Annotated in this window: 9 protein-coding genes; 2 read left to right on the top strand and 7 right to left on the bottom strand. The window is 75.3% G+C overall.

Annotation, left to right across the window (positions count from 1 at the left end):
- Nucleotides 1-134 precede the first annotated feature (134 nt).
- The 4 genes from WME89_RS50170 to WME89_RS50155 form a co-directional block, all read right to left on the bottom strand.
- A complete protein-coding gene (locus tag WME89_RS50170) occupies nucleotides 135-3,620 on the bottom strand; it encodes a protein kinase domain-containing protein (RefSeq protein WP_438006599.1) in 3,486 nt (1,161 codons plus the stop codon).
- Between the two features lie 67 nt (nucleotides 3,621-3,687).
- Nucleotides 3,688-8,583, bottom strand: coding sequence for an FIST N-terminal domain-containing protein (locus tag WME89_RS50165; protein ID WP_438006598.1), 4,896 nt, complete (start codon nucleotides 8,581-8,583; stop codon nucleotides 3,688-3,690).
- A gap of 19 nt (nucleotides 8,584-8,602) precedes the next feature.
- The gene (locus WME89_RS50160; protein WP_438006597.1) at nucleotides 8,603-9,847 is read right to left on the bottom strand and encodes a PP2C family protein-serine/threonine phosphatase; all 1,245 of its coding nucleotides are present in this window, start codon (nucleotides 9,845-9,847) and stop codon (nucleotides 8,603-8,605) included.
- Between the two features lie 48 nt (nucleotides 9,848-9,895).
- Nucleotides 9,896-10,918 (bottom strand): hypothetical protein, encoded by a 1,023-nt coding sequence (locus WME89_RS50155; RefSeq protein ID WP_438006596.1) that lies wholly within the window; start codon nucleotides 10,916-10,918, stop codon nucleotides 9,896-9,898.
- A gap of 137 nt (nucleotides 10,919-11,055) precedes the next feature.
- Between WME89_RS50155 and WME89_RS50150 the strand changes: the two genes are divergently transcribed.
- Entirely contained in the window at nucleotides 11,056-11,658 is a 603-nt protein-coding gene (locus tag WME89_RS50150) for a TetR/AcrR family transcriptional regulator (protein WP_438006595.1), read from the top strand.
- A gap of 92 nt (nucleotides 11,659-11,750) precedes the next feature.
- Nucleotides 11,751-13,160 (top strand): glycosyltransferase, encoded by a 1,410-nt coding sequence (locus WME89_RS50145; protein ID WP_438006594.1) that lies wholly within the window; start codon nucleotides 11,751-11,753, stop codon nucleotides 13,158-13,160.
- Nucleotides 13,161-13,197: 37 nt separating this feature from the next.
- Here WME89_RS50145 and WME89_RS50140 read toward each other — a convergent pair whose 3' ends face one another.
- From WME89_RS50140 to WME89_RS50130, 3 genes are read right to left on the bottom strand one after another with little or no spacing between them, the layout of a single operon-like run.
- Nucleotides 13,198-14,736 (bottom strand): MFS transporter, encoded by a 1,539-nt coding sequence (locus WME89_RS50140; RefSeq protein WP_438006593.1) that lies wholly within the window; start codon nucleotides 14,734-14,736, stop codon nucleotides 13,198-13,200.
- Nucleotides 14,729-15,535, bottom strand: a complete 807-nt coding sequence (locus WME89_RS50135; protein ID WP_438006592.1) for a PEP/pyruvate-binding domain-containing protein — start codon at nucleotides 15,533-15,535, stop codon at nucleotides 14,729-14,731. Before WME89_RS50135 ends, WME89_RS50140 begins: the two co-directional genes overlap by 8 nt.
- A complete protein-coding gene (locus WME89_RS50130; RefSeq protein WP_438006591.1) occupies nucleotides 15,532-17,274 on the bottom strand; it encodes a PEP-utilizing enzyme in 1,743 nt (580 codons plus the stop codon). The genes WME89_RS50135 and WME89_RS50130 overlap by 4 nt, the downstream gene beginning before the upstream one ends.
- Between the last annotated feature and the right edge of the window lie 65 nt (nucleotides 17,275-17,339).

Here is a 17,339-nt window from a genome sequence, read left to right as displayed (position 1 = left end):
CTGCCACCAGATCCAGCGGCGTCGAAGAGCAACAAGCCGCGCGCACGCTCCGGCGCCGGCGAGCCTTCCCGTGACGCCATGACGCCGTGACGCCGTGACGCCGCGACGCCAGCGCAAGCGCGACCCGCCCGGGCTCAGCCCCCTCCCCGCGCCCCGCCCTGTGCCTTGATCGCGATCGTCCGCCTCGCGCCGCCCGACTCGACCGTGAGCTCGACCGCGCTGCCCCCACGCATGTTCTGCAGCGCGTAACGCAACGCGTCAAAGTTCGCGAGCGGCCGGCCGTTGACGGCGACGACCACGTCGCCGACGCGCACGCCCGCGGCCGCCGCGGGACCGGGATCCTCCACGGCGACAACGACGGCGTCGCCGGTCGTCTTCAGCTCGCCTTCGAGCAAGGGGAAGATCGGCGCCGCGGTCAGCCCGAGCGCGCTCACCGTCCGCCGGTAGCTCTGCACGGCGGCGTCGAAGCTCTCCTTGCGCATGCGGTAGCGCGCGATCGCCAGCACCGCGCCGTCGCGGACCTGGAAGCGCGCGTCGACGCGCTCGGGGGTGGCGAACGCGCCGACCTGCTTCAGGTAGCGGTTCGCCTCGGCCTCCGCCATGCCGGCGCGCCGCGCGCCGCCGCCGCGCGCCTGGATGAAGCCGTACGCCTGCGACCCGGCGAGCGCCGGGACGACGTTGCTCGCCAGCCGGGAGATCGCGTCCGCGCGCGCGGCCGACAGCGCCGCCTCGCGGCTCTCGCCGGTGCCCTCGCCGACCACGAAGATCGCGTCGCCCTCGGCCGCGAACGGGTGCAGCATCCAGGGCGGCATCTCGTCGGCCGGCAGCGCCGCGCGCCGCCCAGCGCTCGCCGAGGCCGCGGCCCCCGCGCCGGCGCCAGCCGAAGCGCGCGAGCGGCCCCAGCCCCGGAACGCGAAGCCCACGCTGAGGAGCAGAAGCAGCGCCGACACCGCGACCGCCACGAACGCCCAGCGCGAGCCAGCCGCGGACGCCCTCGCCGGGGCGGGGCCCCGCGGGCGCGACGCCGCCCCCGCCGTCGCCGAAGACCCGGGCGACGACGCCGCCCCCGGCGACGACGCCGCTCCCGGCGACGACGCCGCTCCCGGCGACGATGCCGCCCCCGGCGACGACGCCGCCCCCCCGTCCGCCTCCGCGGCCGGGCCCCTCGTCGCCGCCGCTCCCTTCGCCACCGCCGCCGCCGCCGCTCCCTTCGCCACCGCCGCCGCCGCGGCCCCCGGCGCCGCCGCCGCGCTCGCCGCCGCTGCGGAGCCCCTCGCCGCCCCCGGCGCGGGCTCCCCGGCCGGCGCGCGCGGCGGCTCCAGCGCGGCGCCGAGCCGCTTCAGCACCGGCCGGAGCGACAGGAACGAGAGCGGCGCGTTGCACCGCTTGCACGGCATGTACGGCTCCCGGTCCTCGAGCGCGGCCTGGACCGCCTCCCTCACGTCGAGCAGCGTCTGCCTCGGCGCGTCGCACCGCTCGCACAGGCCGTCGACGAGCGCCGAGGCCACCGTCGCCCGCAGCGGGGGCGCCGCCGAGGCGAGGTGGTCGAGCAGCGCGACCGGACAGCCCTCGATCTGGATCGACGTCACCTCGTCGCCCAGCGCGCGGAGCCCGAGCTCGAGCGCCCGCGCCCCCTCGGGCGTCGCCCCCGCCGCGCCCGCGAGATCGAGCACCAGATCCCCCTCGATCCCGTCGAGCGCGCGCTTCCACCGCACCTGCGCGTCGAGCTTGCAGCGCACCCGGATGCGCGTCCCGCGCTCGTCGACCGTCTTCTCGATCGCCTCGGGCGTGCCGGCGTCGAGCCGCGCGATCTCGTCGAGCGCCACCCGCACGTCGTGCGGCAGCTGGATCCCCGCGTGGCTGACCGCGAACGCGAAGTAGCTCTCGGCGTCGTCGTCGAACACCGCCGCCCCGCCGCAGCGCGGGCAGGGGCCCGCGGGCGGCTCGTGCGTCCTGACGACGTGCGCGTCCCGGTCGCAGTCGAACAGCCGCTCGAACGCGTGGCCGCACCGCTCGCACCGGTACGGGCCGTAGAACGACACGATGCGCCCGTCGCCGAAGAAGCGGCGGATCATGCTGACCTGGTTCACGATCGGCTCGGTACAGCGGCCGATGTAGAGCTCGGACGCGTGCAGCGAGACCTCGGCCAGCATCGCCATCCACTCGCGCACGCCGAACGACGTGACCCGCTGCACCCCGCCGAGGTCGAAGAGCACGCGGCCGGAGATGCCCCGCGCCACCGCGAGCCCCTGGAGCTCCTCGGTCATCCGGCCCGACAGCGAGACGATGAGCAGGTTGCCCAGCTTGCGCCGGGTCACCGTGAGGGCCCGCGGCGCGTGCCCGTGCGCCCCCTCGAGCTCCGCCCCGGCGCCGGCGTCCACGGCGGGCAGCGAGGGGTGCCGCCGGGTGCGCGCGGGCGGCGGCGGGTCGAGGTCGTGCGCCGACTCCATCCGCGAGGCCGAGGAGAAGAGCGGCGCCGACAGCTTCGTCGCGGCCCCGCCAGGGCGCTCGGCGCTGCGCAGGCTCGGCGGCGACCCGGCGCCGACGTCGAGCTCGCCCCCGAAGGAGTCGTCGTTCTGCATCGACTCCTGCTTCTCGACGATGTGCGACAGGAGCTCGGTCTCCGAGCCGAGCGCGCCCCGCCAGGCCTCCACCCGCTGGCCGAACAGCTCCGCCATGAACGACGACAGCGCGAGCGCCGAGGTGGCGAGCCGCTCTTCGCGGGCGAAGGCCTCGAGGTCGATCTGGAGATCCCGCGCCGTCGGGTACCGCTTCTCACGATCCCGATCGAGGCACCTGAGCACGATGCGCTCCAGGACCTTCGGGTAGTCGCTGCACACCTGGCTCGGCGGCATCACCGGATCCTCGACGATCGCCCGCATCAGCTCGAACTCGGTGGCGCCGCGCCGGAACAGCCGGCTGCCGGTCGACATCTCGTAGAGCAGGATGCCCACCGAGTAGATGTCGCTCCGGCGGTCGAGCTTCTCGCTCGTGCACTGCTCGGGCGACATGTACGGGACCTTGCCCTTGAGCGCGCCGTCGCGCGTCTCGTTCACGCGGTTCGCCGCCTTCGCGATCCCGAAGTCGAGGATCTTCACGGCCCCGTCGTAGGTGACGAACACGTTGTGCGGGGACACGTCGCGGTGGACGATGTTGAGCGGCTTGCCGTCGAAGCCGACCTTCTCGTGCGCGTAGTGGAGCCCGGCCGCGACGCCGGCCGCGATCGTGATCGCGTGCTCGACCGGCATGCGCCGCCCCGCTGTCCTCAGCAATTTCTTGAGCGTCCTGAGGTCCTCGCCGTGGAGGTACTCCATGGCGATGACCGGGACGCCGTCGACCTCCTCGATGTCGTACATCTGGACGAGGTTGGGGTGGTCCAGGGTGGCGGCGATGCGCGCCTCATCGAGGAACATCCGCACGAACTCGGGGCTGTCCGCGAGGTGCGGGAGGATCTGCTTGACCACGCAGATCTTCCGCACGCCCGAGATGCCCGCGACGGAGGCCGCCCAGATCTCGGCCATCCCGCCCATGCCGATCTTCTTGAGCAGGCGGTACCTGCCGAGCGCCGTCGGGCGCCGCGACGCGGCGCTCATCGGACCGGCGGCGTGGCGCTCGCTCATGCGCCCGCCTCCGCCGTGCGGGCCGGCGGCGTCAGCTGTCCAGGGGCGCGGCGAGCGATCATGGGGCTCATCGAGGGTCGGCCTGGGACTTCGCGAAGCTCACGCTGCGGCGCTCGCCGCGCGACTCGATCTGGACCGTTACCGTACCACCGCGCGCGGTGCGCGCCCACGCGTCGGCCGTCGCCTTCCCGAAGACCTCGACCGAGTAGACGGGGCGCTCGTTGACCGAGAGCACCACGTCGCCTGCGACAATCTCCGCCTCCGCACCCTGACGGGGGCGCTCCACCGCGACGACGACGAGGTCGCCGGCGGTGCGGGCGCTCGCCTCGAGCTGGGGGAAGAAGCGCGCCACGGTGATCCCCTGGAACGTGGCCGTCTGGCGGTAGCTCGCCGCCGCCGCCTCGAAGCTCTGCCGCGGCAGCCGGTAGCGCGCGAAGGCGACGACGCCGCCGCCCTCGCGCCGCACGACGGCGTCCACGCGCTCGGGCGTCGCGAACGATCCGACCTGGGCGAGAAAGCGCCCGGCGATGCGCTCGATGACCTCGGCGCGCTGCGCCGGCCTGACCTCGGCCGGCGGATGCACGACGAGCAGCTCGGCCACCGGAGAGCTCGCGAGCTCGACGGCAAGGCCGGACGTGAGGCGCTCGATCGCGTTGTTGCGCGCCGCGGCGAGCGCGTCCGCCTCGCTGGCCGTGGGGCCGCCGCGGCCGACGACGAAGACGCTCTCACCCTCGATGACGAACGGCCGCTCCACCCACGGCGGCGGGAGGTCGTCGATCGAGGACCAGCCCGCGGAGGCCCGGGCGCTCGCCGAGGGCGCCGGCGCGCGCGCGGCCAGCGCGGGCGACGCGGGCGCCGACGAGGCCGCGGGCGGCGCGGGCGCCGCCGAGGCCGCGGGCAGCGCGGCGGGGCTCCCGCCGCTGCGAAAGGCCGCGAAGCCGGCGGCGACGAGGGCGACGACGCCGAGCAGCGCGATGAACGCCGCGCTCGTGCCCGCGCCGGGCTGCACCGACGTCGCCGCCGGGACGGCCGGCTGCCGCGGCTGCGGCGCTGCCGCCGGGGCGGCTGGCTGCGCCGACGGTGGCGCTGCCGCCGGGGCGGCTGGCTGCGCCGACGGTGGCGCTGGCGCCGGGGCGGCCGGCTGCGGCGGCTGCGGGGAGCGCGCCGTCGCGAGGGCGGGCGGCGGGGCCGAGGGCGGGCGCGCGGCGTGGGCGCCGAGCAGGTAGAGCAGCGAGCGGGAGCCGTCGAAGGCGAGCGGCGTGTTGCAGCGCTTGCAGGTGACGCTCGGATCGTGGCCGCTGCGGAGGAGGTCGGCCTGCCGCTCGACCTCGACGAGCGCGGTCCGCGTCGCGCCGCACGACGCGCAGCGCCCCTCGACGAGCGCGGACTCGACCCGCGCGAGCTGCGGCCAGGAGGGGCTCGCCATGCGCTCGGCGAGCAGCCGGGGACAGCCCTCGATGCGGACGGCCTCGACGGCGCCGTCCAGCTTGCGGAGCGCCGACTCGAAGCGCGCCGCGCCCTCGGACGTGACGCCGGGGACGCTGCTCAGGTCGAAGACGACCTGGCCCTCGAGGCCGTCGATGATGCGGCTCCAGCGGAGCGAGGCGGTCATCTTGCTCCCCACCTTCAGCCGGGTGACGCGCCCCTCGACGGACTTCTCCACCGCCTCGCCGCCGACAGGGTCGTCGCCCTTCTCGAGCTCGAGCAGGATCTCCCGCACCTCGGGCGGGATCGCGCCGGCGCCGTGCTGCGCGACGAACCCGAAGTAGGTCTCGGCGTCGTCGTCGAAGGCGCCGGCGCCGCCGCAGCGAGGGCACAGCGCCTCGGGCGGCTTGCCCTCGGCGAGCGAGGCCGCGTCGTGGGCGCAGTCCACGAGGCGCTCGAACTGGGCGCCGCACGGCTCGCAGCAGTAGGGCGCGTAGAACGAGACCACCTGCCCGCCGCCGGCGAACCGCCGGATCATGCTGAGCTGGTTGATGACCGGCTCGGAGCAGCGCGCGAGGTAGAGGGCGCGGAGGCGGGGCTGGGCCGCCTGGATCATCTGGAGCCACTCGCGGACGCCGAACGACGTGATCCGCTCGACGCCGGCGAGGTCGAGCAGCACCCTGCCGTCGAGCTCCCTGGCGAGCGCCGCGCCCTTGAACGCCTCGGTCATGCGCCCGGCGAGCCGGACGACGAGGACGTCGCCGATCTTGCGCCTGTCGAAGACGAGGCTGTCGAGGCGGCCGGCGGCGCCGGCGGGCGGCACGCTCCGCGTCGGCGCGGCGCGCTGCGGCCGGGAGGGCGACGACTGCCTGTCCACGGCGGTGGGCAGGCGGCTCGACGAGACAGGCCCCGAGGCGGGCCCGGAGAGCCGCGGGTGCGACCCCCGGTGGCCGTTCGGCGGCACGCGGACGGTCGGCCGCGCCTCCTCGCCGCCGTGCGCCGCGCGCGGCGTCGAGGAGGCGCGCTCGGCGTCATCGGCCGTCGGCAGCGGCGTGAGCGACTCGGAGAGGACGGTGAGGGTCATGGTCTGGTTGTGCAGGTCGCAGTGGCCCGTCGCGTAGGGCGAGATCTCGCCGTACGAGTAGAAGCCCATCACCCGCGTGCCCCGCGGCAGCACGTCCAGCACCGCCTCGACCTCCTCCTCGGTCCGGTCGCCCAGCACGATCCGCCGCCCAACGCAGCTGATCGCGATCGCCAGCGCGCCCTCGCCCCCCGCCAGACCCGCCTCGCTCGCCGCCCGCGCCGCCTGCTCCGCGCCCCCGATCAGCCGCTCGAAGTCCGCCTTCATCAGCTGCACGAGGTGCCCCTTCGGCACGTCCCCCGCGAACGTCATCGACTCCGCCTCGTGGTCCACCGCGAGCACCGTCCGCACGAGGGACTTCTCGTCCTGCGCCGTCGCCCGCATCGCCAGCGGGAACAGCAGCGCCGACGCCGGGAGCTCCGCCGCCTTGTCCCCGAGGTACTCCTTGTACAGCGACAGCGCCGGCCGGCCGTCGACCTCGTACAGCACGTTGCCCTCAGAGCGCGTCACCACCCGCTCAGGGCCGAACTTGTCCCAGCCGCCCTTGGACCCGTGCTGGATCACCACGTGCTCGCCGTACAGCCCCACGGCGGCCACCATCCCGCTGCGCACCGTGTCCCCGAGGCACACCCACGTCCGCTGGAACCGCGTCCCGTCCCCCGACAGCCCGCCCGCCACCACCACCGACTCGGGCAGCACCGCGTTCAGCCCCCGCACCAGCTGGCTGCCGTTCACCCCGAGCCCCTCCGACAGCACCACCACCCCGCGCAGCCCCGGGCGCTCCAGCTTCCGCGCCAGCGCCTGGCCCGCCGCGAACGAGTCCGACGCGCTCGCCACCTCCACCTGCGCCGTCGCCAGCGTCGTGCGCTCGAACCGCGCCACCGCCACCGACAGCGTCCCGTCGCGCACCGACGTGCCCGCGATCTCCCCCGCGCTCGAGCAACCCACCATGTGCGATCTCGGGTACGCCCGCCGCAGCTCACGGATCGCCCCAGGGTCGTCCAGGAACTCCGGCGCGCCGAACACGAGCACCAGCGTCCGGTCGCCGTCGAGCGCGGGCAGCGCCCGCACCGACCACTTGCCCGTCTCGCGCGAGAACGAGAACGTCTCGAGCTGCATCCCGCGCGCCGCGCTCGACGCGGGCGTCGCGAACGACGGCGGCTCGAAGGCTGTGTCGGACGCGATCTCGAGCTCCTCGAACTCCGCCATCCCGCCCGCCGGCTGCGCGACGACGCGCGCGGCCACGGCCGGCGCCCGCGCCGCGGCGCGCGGCCTCCGCTCGCGCGGCTCCTCGCTCCGGACGAGCAGCGGGGACGACTCGGACAGGACGGTGAGGGTCATGGTCTGGTTGTGCAGGTCGCAGTGGCCCGTCGCGTAGGGCGAGATCTCGCCGTACGAGTAGAAGCCCGTCACCCGCGTGCCCCGCGGCAGCACGTCCAGCACCGCCTCGACCTCCTCCTCGGTCCGGTCGCCCAGCACGATCCGCCGCCCCACGCAGCTGATCGCGATCGCCAGCGCGCCCTCGCCCCCCGCCCGGCCCGCCTCGCTCGCCGCCCGCGCCGCCTGCTCCGCGCCCCCGATCAGCCGCTCGAAGTCCGCCTTCATCAGCTGCACGAGGTGCCCCTTCGGCACGTCCCCCGCGAACGTCATCGACTCCGCCTCGTGGTCCACCGCGAGCACCGTCCGCACGAGGGACTTCTCGTCCTGCGCCGTCGCCCGCATCGCCAGCGGGAACAGCAGCGCCGACGCCGGGAGCTCCGCCGCCTTGTCCCCGAGGTACTCCTTGTACAGCGACAGCGCCGGCCGGCCGTCGACCTCGTACAGCACGTTGCCCTCCGAGCGCGTCACCACCCGCTCAGGGCCGAACTTGTCCCAGCCGCCCTTGGACCCGTGCTGGATCACCACGTGCTCGCCGTACAGCCCCACGGCGGCCACCATCCCGCTGCGCACCGTGTCCCCGAGGCACACCCACGTCCGCTGGAACCGCGTCCCGTCCCCCGACAGCCCGCCCGCCACCACCACCGACTCGGGCAGCACCGCGTTCAGCCCCCGCACCAGCTGGCTGCCGTTCACCCCGAGCCCCTCCGACAGCACCACCACCCCGCGCAGCCCCGGGCGCTCCAGCTTCCGCGCCAGCGCTTGACCCCCTGCGAACGAGTCCGACGCGCTCGCCACCTCCACCTGCGCCGCCGCCAGCGTCGTGCGCTCGAACCGCGCCACCGCCACCGACAGCGTCCCGTCGCGCACCGACGTGCCCGCGATCTCCCCCGCGCTCGAGCAACCCACCATGTGCGATCTCGGGTACGCCCGCCGCAGCTCACGGATCGCCCCAGGGTCGTCCAGGAACTCCGGCGCGCCGAACACGAGCACCAGCGTCCGGTCGCTGTCGAGCACGGGCAGCACCCGCACCGACCACTTCCGGCTGTCCCGATCGTAGTGGAACGTCTCGAGGATCATGGGGCTCCTCGCCCCCAGGCTACAGCACGCGGGCGACGACGAGGGTCATGTCATCGTCGAGGGGTCGCTCGCCGCGGAACCTGGTCACCGCCGTGACGATCGCGTCCCGCGCCTCCTCGGGCGCGCAGGTGGCCACGCTCTGGAAGAGCGCCCGCAGCCGCCGCTCGCTGAACTGCTCGCTCTCCGCGTTCTCACATTCGGTCACGCCGTCGGTGAACCAGAGGAGGGCGTCGCCGCCCTCCAGGAGCACGGTGCTCGACGTGTACTCGGCAGAGCTCGCCGCCCCGAGCGGCGAGCCCTGCGAGGCGATCTGTCGGACGGTGCTGTTCCTGACCAGGTACGGGAACGGGTGGCCGGCGTTCGCGACGGTCAGCGTGCGCGCCTCCGGATCGAAGATGCACGCCGCGCACGTCATCAGGTACCGCTGCTTCCCCGCCTCGAAGATCGAGCAGTTCATGAGCCGGAGCACCTGCTCGGCGCTGAGCGCCTCGCCCCCGAACGTGCGCGCGACGTCGCACGCGGCCTTCGCCGCGCCCGTGATGATCGCGGAGGAGATGCCGTGCCCGGTCACGTCGCCGATGACCGTGAGCAGCTTGCCGTCCGGCAGGTCGTGGAAGGTCCACCAGTCGCCGCCGCACTCCGCCGCGGGCTGGAAGTGGCTGGCGAGCCGCAGCGAGCGCCGCTCGATGACGTCGTCGCCCGGCACCAGCATCTGCTGGACGGCGCGCGCCACCTCGAGCTGCTTCTTCAGCGACGCCCGCTCCGCCGTGTCGTAGAGCAGCTGCACGAGCCGGTCCCCGAGCGCGACGAGCTGGACGCGGACCTCGTTGATCGCCTCGTCCGAGCCGGCCGTGTCGGCGCCCGCGCCGCCCTGCGCCGCGCCGCCCAGCGAGAGGAGCTCGCTGAGCTTCGACGCGAAGCGCCGCTTGGCCGTGGAGATCGTCGAGGTGACCTCGAGCGGCATCGACGGCTCCACCTGCGAGTTGGCGGCGTCGTGGAAGAGGGTGAGCGCGTCGCCGATGGCCACGACGACGCTGCGCAGGCGGTCCCGCTCGGCGAGCAGCTGCCGGTGCAGCGCGCCCATCTCGTTCGTGGAGAGGTCGAGCGAGCGGGTGAGCAGGCTCCGGTCGTCGGCGACGTGGCGGTAGTGCTCGCTGATCCGCGCGACGACCTTGCTCCAGGTCTCCCGGTCGGGCGGCTCGCTGAGGTCCTCGAGCCCGAGGCGCCGGAGCTGCCGCGCGAGGAGCGGATCGATCTCAGCCACGGCCACCGCCCCGGCCGGGCCGCGGAGGGCGCGCCGCGAGGCCGCGCGTCACCACCCGGTCCGCTCCAGGGTCTCCATCGGGGGCGTGGAGCGCTCGAAGAAGTGGACGGAGGCGGGGAGCGAGCGGAACTCGCGCGGGTTCACGTCGAGATCCCAGAAGGAGGTCACCAGGGTGGAGGCGGTGGGCGAGACGTCGACGACCAGCACCGCGCCGGCCGCGTAGATCTTGAGCATGCCGAGGCCGGCGCCGCCGCGCGAGGTGTCGAGCACGGCGGCGCGGGCGGCGTCGGCGCCGCGGGCGCTCAGGCCGCGGGTGATGCCCTCGAAGACGTGGTGCCGCCGGAGGCCGCCGAACGGGTCGTGCGCCTGGAGCGCGATGTGCGCGCCGTCGGTGCCGAGCCGCAGCGTGGGGATCTCGCTCTCCTCGAGGACGATGTCGCACCGCCGGTCGTGCGTGTAGCGCGGGCGCCCGTGGCCATCGACGGGCGCGTCGTACATGGCGTTCATGAGCAGCTCGTGCGCGAGCGCGGCGAGCCGCTCGGCGACACGCGCGGGGGCGCCGGCGCGCTCGGCCCACTGCGCCACCTCGCCGACGGTGCGGTCCCGGTCCTCGCTCGTCCTCGGGCGCCACTTCACGATGGTGGCGCCCCAGGAGAGCAGGTCGGAGAGGCGCGGCGCGAGCGCCAGCGGCTTGAGGATGCGCCGGACGGCGAGCGCGATCTCCCACGGCCTGGGCATCGAGGCGAAGCTCGGCCACCCGACGATGCTGGAGAGCCGCGGCTCCTTGAGGGCGGCGTGGAGGACCGCGTCGGTGCTGCCCGAGGTCCACACCATGAGGTGCAGGCTGGGGTAGCGCTCGGCGGCCCACTCGAGCGCGAGCTCGAGGTCGGCGGCGTCGCAGCCGAGCAGCAGGGGGCGGTCGGACAGCCGCGCGCGGAGCTCGGCAGGATCGCTGGCCACGGGCACGTCCTGCATGCCGGCGGCGGCCGACATGACGCGTGCGATCCGCTGGCCGACGACGCGGTTCCGCTCGAGCACGACGATCGTCGCTTTCGGGGCTGAATCGGCCAAGGGATCACCGCGGGATGGCCGCCCCGCGACGCTCGAGGGGCGCGCGGGGATTACATCACGGTTCGCCGGCGGGGGGCGGCGGGAAGAGGCCGAGAGCTCCCTTGCATCTTCATTCGTAAGTGTCATGTCAGTAATGAATGGTCCGCCCGCGTAGCGTCACCGACGAGGAGATCTTCGAGGAGGCCCGCGCCTGCTTCCTCGAGCACGGAGCCGGCGTGTCGACGACCGTCATCGCGGCGCGGCTCGGCATCTCGCACGGGGTGCTGTTCCAGCGCTTCGGCACCAAGGAGCAGCTGATGCGCGCCGCGCTGCTCCCCGCGTCGGAGCAGCCGTGGATGGCGCGGGCGCGATCCGGCCCCGACGACCGCGCGGCGCGGGCCCAGCTCCTGGAGCTCGCGGAGGAGATCTCCGTGTACCTCGATCGCATCGTGCCGTGCATCGCGGTGCTCCGCTCGGCCGGCTTCACCCTCGATACCGCCTACGAGCGACGGGAAGATTTCCCGCCGGTGCGGGCGCGCAGGGAGCTCGCGGCGTGGTTCGCGCGCGCGGTCGCGCGGGGCATCCTGCGCCCGATCCCGCCCGAGCACGCGGCCGACCTCTTCCTCGGCGCGCTGCAGTTCCGCCCGTTCCACCAGCACATCTCGCGCAACGGCTTCAGCCAGGCTGACGGCCGCGCCTACGTCGAGTTCGTGGCCGACGTGCTCTGCCGGACGCTCGATCCGGCCGGAGACGCGCGATGACCGCCGCGCGCACGCATTCGACCGAGCCTCGATCTGCGAGGCGCCATGCAACGTTCGACAGGCGAACAACGCCAGAGGAGCGCCGAGGACGCATGATGAAACCGATCGAATCCAGCAGCGGCTCACCCCGTTCACCCGATCTCCCGGACGCGCCCGCGACATCCGGCGGTGTGCCCGGGCCCTTCACCTTCCTCATGACCGCCCCGGCCGAGACGGGGCACCTGCTCCGCATCCTCGAGCTCGCGCGGGGGCTGACCGCGCGCGGCCATCGGGTGCTCGTGCACACGCAGGCCTCGGCGGAGGCCGCCGTCAGGGCGGCGGGCGCCGAGCTCGTGCCCTATGCCCGTCACCACAACATCGTGATGCGGCTCCGCGATCGCCCGGTAGAGGGCGCGCTGCGGTGGGTCCCGACCATCCCCCGCAACCTGATCCGGTTCCGCGAGGCCCTGATCGAGAGCAGCGTGGAGCTCGCCGAGGAGCTCACGCCCATCCTCCGGCGCGAGCGCGTGGACTGCCTCGTCCATGACACCTTCGGCTTCGGCGCGGGCTACGCGGCCGAGCGCGCGGGCATCCCCTGGGCGAGCGCGGGGAACGCCGCGACGGTGCTCGACGCGGCGGGGCTACCGCTGCTCGCGCGGTCGCTCCCGCTCCCGCGGCTCGTCACCGAGCGTCCCGCGCTCCTCCACGCCCTCGCCGACAGGCTCCTGCCGCTCTCGCGGGCGCGCGCGGCGCTCGGCCTGCCGCCGCGCCGCCCGGGCGGGCTGGCGGAGTTCGTGCGCGTCGCGACGTCGCCGGAGCTCCATGTCGTGATGGCCCACCGCGGCTTCGTCCCCGACGTCGCGCTCCAGGAGCGGCAGCTCTTCGCCGGCCCGGTCTCGTTCAACGTGCCCAGCGGGCGCGGCCCCGAGGCGTCGCACCCCTCCGCCCCCGTGAAGGTGCAGCCCGGCACGGTCCTCGTGAGCACCACGACCACGGGCAAGGACGGCGGCCTGCTCCGGCGCGTGCTCCTGGCGGTCGCGCCGATGGGGATCCCCATCCTCGCCACGGCCGCCAGCGCGGAGGACGTTCCCACCGGCCTCGGAGAACACGTCCGGATCGAGCGATATCTGCCCCACGAGGAGGTGTTCCCCAGGGTGGCGGCGGTGATCACACACGGCGGCTGGGGCACCATCGGGCGCGCGCTGGAGCACGGAGTCCCGATGCTGATCATCCCGCTCTTCGGCGACCAGCACATCAACGCCGCGCAGGCGGAGCGCGGAGGGTTCGCTCATCGCCTGCCCCTCGCCGAGGCGACGCCGGAGGTGATCCGGGCGCGGCTCCGGGCGCTGCTCGCGGACGGGGCCTTGCGCGAGCGCGCGCAGGCCGCCGCCGCAGAGATACGACAGCTCAAGTCCGGCGCGGTCGCCGCCAGGGCGCTCGAGCGGCTGGCCGCCCGCTCCCCCCACCGCGAGAGGGCGCGCCACGCGCCGCCGCCGGCGGCCCAGGCGCTGGAGCAAGGGTGACGCGACGCCGGACCGAAAGACGCGCGGCACGGGGCGGCTAACGCCGGGCGCCAGCCGGCGCGCGGCTGCGGCCCGGGAGGGTCAGGGCGCAGCCGATCGTCAGCAGCAGCGCCGCGCAGAAGACGGCGATGGCCGTCGTGTGCTCGCGCAGCACGACCTCGTGCTCGCGGGTCTCGGTGAGGACGAGGCCGAGCACGGTGAGGCCGGCGATGCCCCCGAGGTAGCGCATGGTCGAGGTGAGGCCCGCGGCCATCCCGCTCCGGTCGCGCGGCACGTCGCTCATGGCCGCGGCCTGCGACGGCGCGGACGTGAGGCCGAGGCCGGCGCCGAGCGCCATGAGCGCCGGCACCGCGTCGGTGATGGCGCCGAGCGGCCGCGCCGCGAGCAGGACCATGCCGGCCAGGGCGAGCGAGCAGCCGATCAAGGCGACGGCGCGCGCGCCGAAGCGCTCGGAGGCGCGGCCCGCGAGCGGCGAGGCGACGACCATCATCGCCATCATCGCGACGAGCGTGTTGCCGACGTCGCGCGTCCCCACGTCGAACAGCCGCACCCCGACCTGCGGCAGCTCGAACAGGACCGAGTACATGGCGAAGTTCTGGATGGCGATGATCAGGCTGCCGCCCATGAAGGTGCGCCGCCTGAACAGCGAGAAGTCGATGACGGGGTCGGCGACGCGCCGCTCCCAGAGCACGAACGGCACGAGGCCCAGCGCGCCGAGCGCGGCCGCCCAGCGGAGGTGGGCGTTCTCGAGGCCGAGCACGATGCCCATGAGCGAGGCGCCGAGCAGCACCGAGCCCACGATGTCGAAGCGCGCCGGCGGGGCAGACGCGGCGGGCGGCGCAGACGCGACGGGCGGCGCAGACGCGGCGGGCGGCGCAGACGCGACGGGCGGCGCGGGAACAGCCAGCGGCACGGCCGCGACCGGCGGCGCGGCGAGCGCCGCGGCCGCGGCCGGCGTCTCGACCACGGCGGCCGCGGGCGCGGTCGCGGGCGCTCCGGCGCCGCGCGCGCCCCGCGCGAGCGCGGCCGAGACGAGCAGGACCGGGACGTTCGCGAGGAAGATCGACGTCCACCCGAAGTGCCCCACGAGCAGCGCGCCGACCTTCGGCCCCGCGCCCGCCGCGAGGCCCATCATCGCCCCGAAGGCGCCGAAAGCGCGCCCGCGCACCTCCGGCGGCAGCTCCGTGCGGAGCATCGCCGTCGCGCTCGGGGCGAGGATCGCGGCGCCCGCGGCCATCACGACGCGCGACGCCGTGAGCACCGGGAGCACCGGCCACACGTAGGCGAGCGCGGCGCCGAGCGCGAAGACGAGCTGCCCCAGCGTGAGCGCGCGCCGGTGGCCGAGCCGGTCGCCGAGCTTCCCGCCCGGGCTCTGCAGGACGATGTTCGTGAGCAGGTAGCTCGTCACGAGCCCCTGGCGCAGCTCGCCCGACCCGGCCTGGAGGACCCGCCCCATCTCGGGCAGCGCCACGGCCACCATCGTCGAGTTGAGCGGCGCGAGCGACGCAGAGAGCGCGATCGCGGCGAGCAGCCGCACCGGCAGCCGCGCCGGCGCCCGGGACGAGGCCTCAGCCACGCGTGATCGCCCGCCGCTGGAGCAGGTACAGGCGGTCGCCCGCGAACGCCCACTCGAGGTCCTGCGTGCCGCCGAACGCCGCCTCGCACGCCGCGGCCAGCGCCTCCAGCGCGGCCAGCCGGGCGTCGTCGAGGCACAGCGCCTCGACCCGCGCGGGCTCCACCGCGACCTCCCTCGTGCCGCCCTCCTCGGCCCACAGGATCGCGAGGTCCTTCTCGCCCGCGCGCCGCTCGAGCACGCGCCCGCCGCGCGCCATCCGGTAGCTGTCCGGCGTCACGAGGCCCGCGACGACCGCCTCGCCGAGGCCCCACGTCGCCTCGACGACGCGCTCGTCGGCGCCCGTGGCCGGGTTCCGCGTGAAGAGCACCCCCGCGGTGTCGGCCTGCACGAGCCGCTGCACGACGATCCCCATGCGCGGCTCCGGCGCGAGGCCGAGCTTCCGCCGGTAGGCCAGGGCCGCCTCGGTGCGCGCCGAGCCGTGCACCTTGCGGACGGCCTCGAGCAGCCCCTCGCGGCCCCGCACGTTGAGCTCCGTCGCGTGCTGCCCCGCGAAGCTCGCCGACGCGCCGTCCTCGCCGACGCCGGACGACCGCACGGCCACGGGCCCGTCGAGCTCGCGGAACGCCTCGACGAGCCGCTCCACGGCCGCGCCCTCCCCGGCGACGACGCGCTCGACGAACGCCGCCGACAGCGCCCGGCCCGGCGGCACCGGGAGGCCGCTCCGGTGCGCCTGCCCGAGCTGCGCCGCCTTGCCCCCGAAGTCCCCCTCGCCGAGCGCGTCGTCGAAGCGCGCGATCAAGGCGACGCCTCCTGCGCCCGGCGCTCGGTCGGCCGCGAGAGGATCGTCACCTCGCCGGCGGCCCCGTCGACGCGCACGCGCGCCCCGTCCGGGATCGTCACCGTCGCCTCCCGCGTGCCGACGATGCCGGGGATGCCGTACTCGCGCGCGACGATCGCCGCGTGGCAGAGCTGGCCGCCGCGGTCGGTCACGATGGCGCCGAGCAGCGGGAGCACGACGTTGAACGACGCCGACGTCGCGCGCGTCACGAGCACGTCGCCCTGCTGGATCCGCCCGAAGTCGTCCGGGCCGGTGACGACGCGCGCCGTGCCCTCGTAGACGCCCTCGTTGATGGAGAGGCCGCGGACGGCCGTCTCGGTGTTCCTGGCCTCGGACTCCTTGAACATGCTGCTCATGATCGCGTCGACGGCCAGCGACGCGCGGCGCGCCGGGGCGGGGAATATGTCGAGCGGCGGCGGCGGTCCAGGGGGCATGTTCAGCCACGGGGGCGCGTCGTCGAGGGTCGCCGTCGCGCGCCAGCGCGCGCGCGCGGCGATCTCGGCGGCGGACGGCTCCCGCCTGTCGCGCAGGAGGCCGATCATCTCGTCGAGCGAGAGGTCGGCGGCGTGCTCGGGGTCGTCGACCTTGCCGGCGGCGGCGAGGCGGCGCCCCGCCTCGATGACGGCCCGGCGCGCGAGCCCGGTGCCCCAGCTGTCCGAGAAGAGCGCCCGCTCGTCGCGGAGGCGGTTCGTGAGGCGCGCCTCGCCGAGCAGCTCGTCGAACTGCGCGCGGTGGGCCGCGGGCACGCGCCCCCGCAGCGCCTTCTCCTTGGCCTCGCGCGCGGCGAGCGCCCCGGCCCCGCGGTCGCCGTCGACGGCCGCCCGGATCGCCCGGACGAGGGTGTCGGGCAGCTCGCCGCCCGTCTTGTCGGACACGTCGTAGCCCGTCGTGCGGAAGCGCACGAGGTCGAGGTAAGCGCGCGTCGCCGGGCCGACGTCTCCCTCCAGGGCCGCGAGCGCGTCGAGCGTCGCCTGCGGGTCGCCCCGCCGGGCGAGCGCCTCGCGGCCCGCCGCGCTCGCGCGCAGCGCCCGGGCGAGGACCTCGAGCTCCTCGGCCGCGACGCCCTTCGCGAGCGGCGTGCTCCCCCGCAGCAGCGCGAGCGCCTCGCCGGGGCTCGCGCCGGTCCACGCGCTCACGTGCGCGAGGTAGTCGCCCGCCGGGAGGATGGCGGCGGCATTGTAGCGGTGGTGCAGGGCGACCATGTCCTCCATGTGCGCCACGACGCGCCGGAGGTGCGCGATCAGCGCTTCCGTGTCGAGCTGGGCGGGGTCGATCGCCTGGATGGCGAGGTTCTTCTCGGTGGCGCGCGGCCGGTCGACGCGGTCCCACCGGTCGAGGTCCTCGCGCCACAGCTTCTGCTCGAACGCCCGGCGGCTCTGCCGGATGCGCGCGCGCATCCCCGGGTGCAGGCGCAGGAGGAGCCACATCACGAGCTTCGGCGGCGGCCCGCTCGCCCCCGGCGGGGCGCCGTGGATCACGGGCTGCGAGTACATGAAGCCGTTGACCGCGGCCGGCTGCAGGTGGCTCAGCAGGAGCCCGTAGCGCTCCGAGCCCGCGGCGAAGCCCCTCGGCATCCCCCGCATCAACGGCTCGGCGGCGAACCGGGTCACCGGCCGCGTGAAGTGGGCCCGCTCGATTTCCCAGGGGCCCGGGCCGGGGGCCTCGAATTTGACGCCGGTGACGCTCGGATCTCTCTTCATGGCTGGACCACCTCGGCCGACGCGCCGCGCCCCACGAGCCGCCGTTCCTCCGGAGGACGACGGCG

Source organism: Sorangium sp. So ce321, assembly GCF_051530195.1.
Taxonomy (GTDB): domain Bacteria; phylum Myxococcota_A; class Polyangia; order Polyangiales; family Polyangiaceae; genus Sorangium.
Note: the sequence above shows the minus strand (reverse complement) of the source record. Positions and strands in the feature narration are given on the sequence as shown.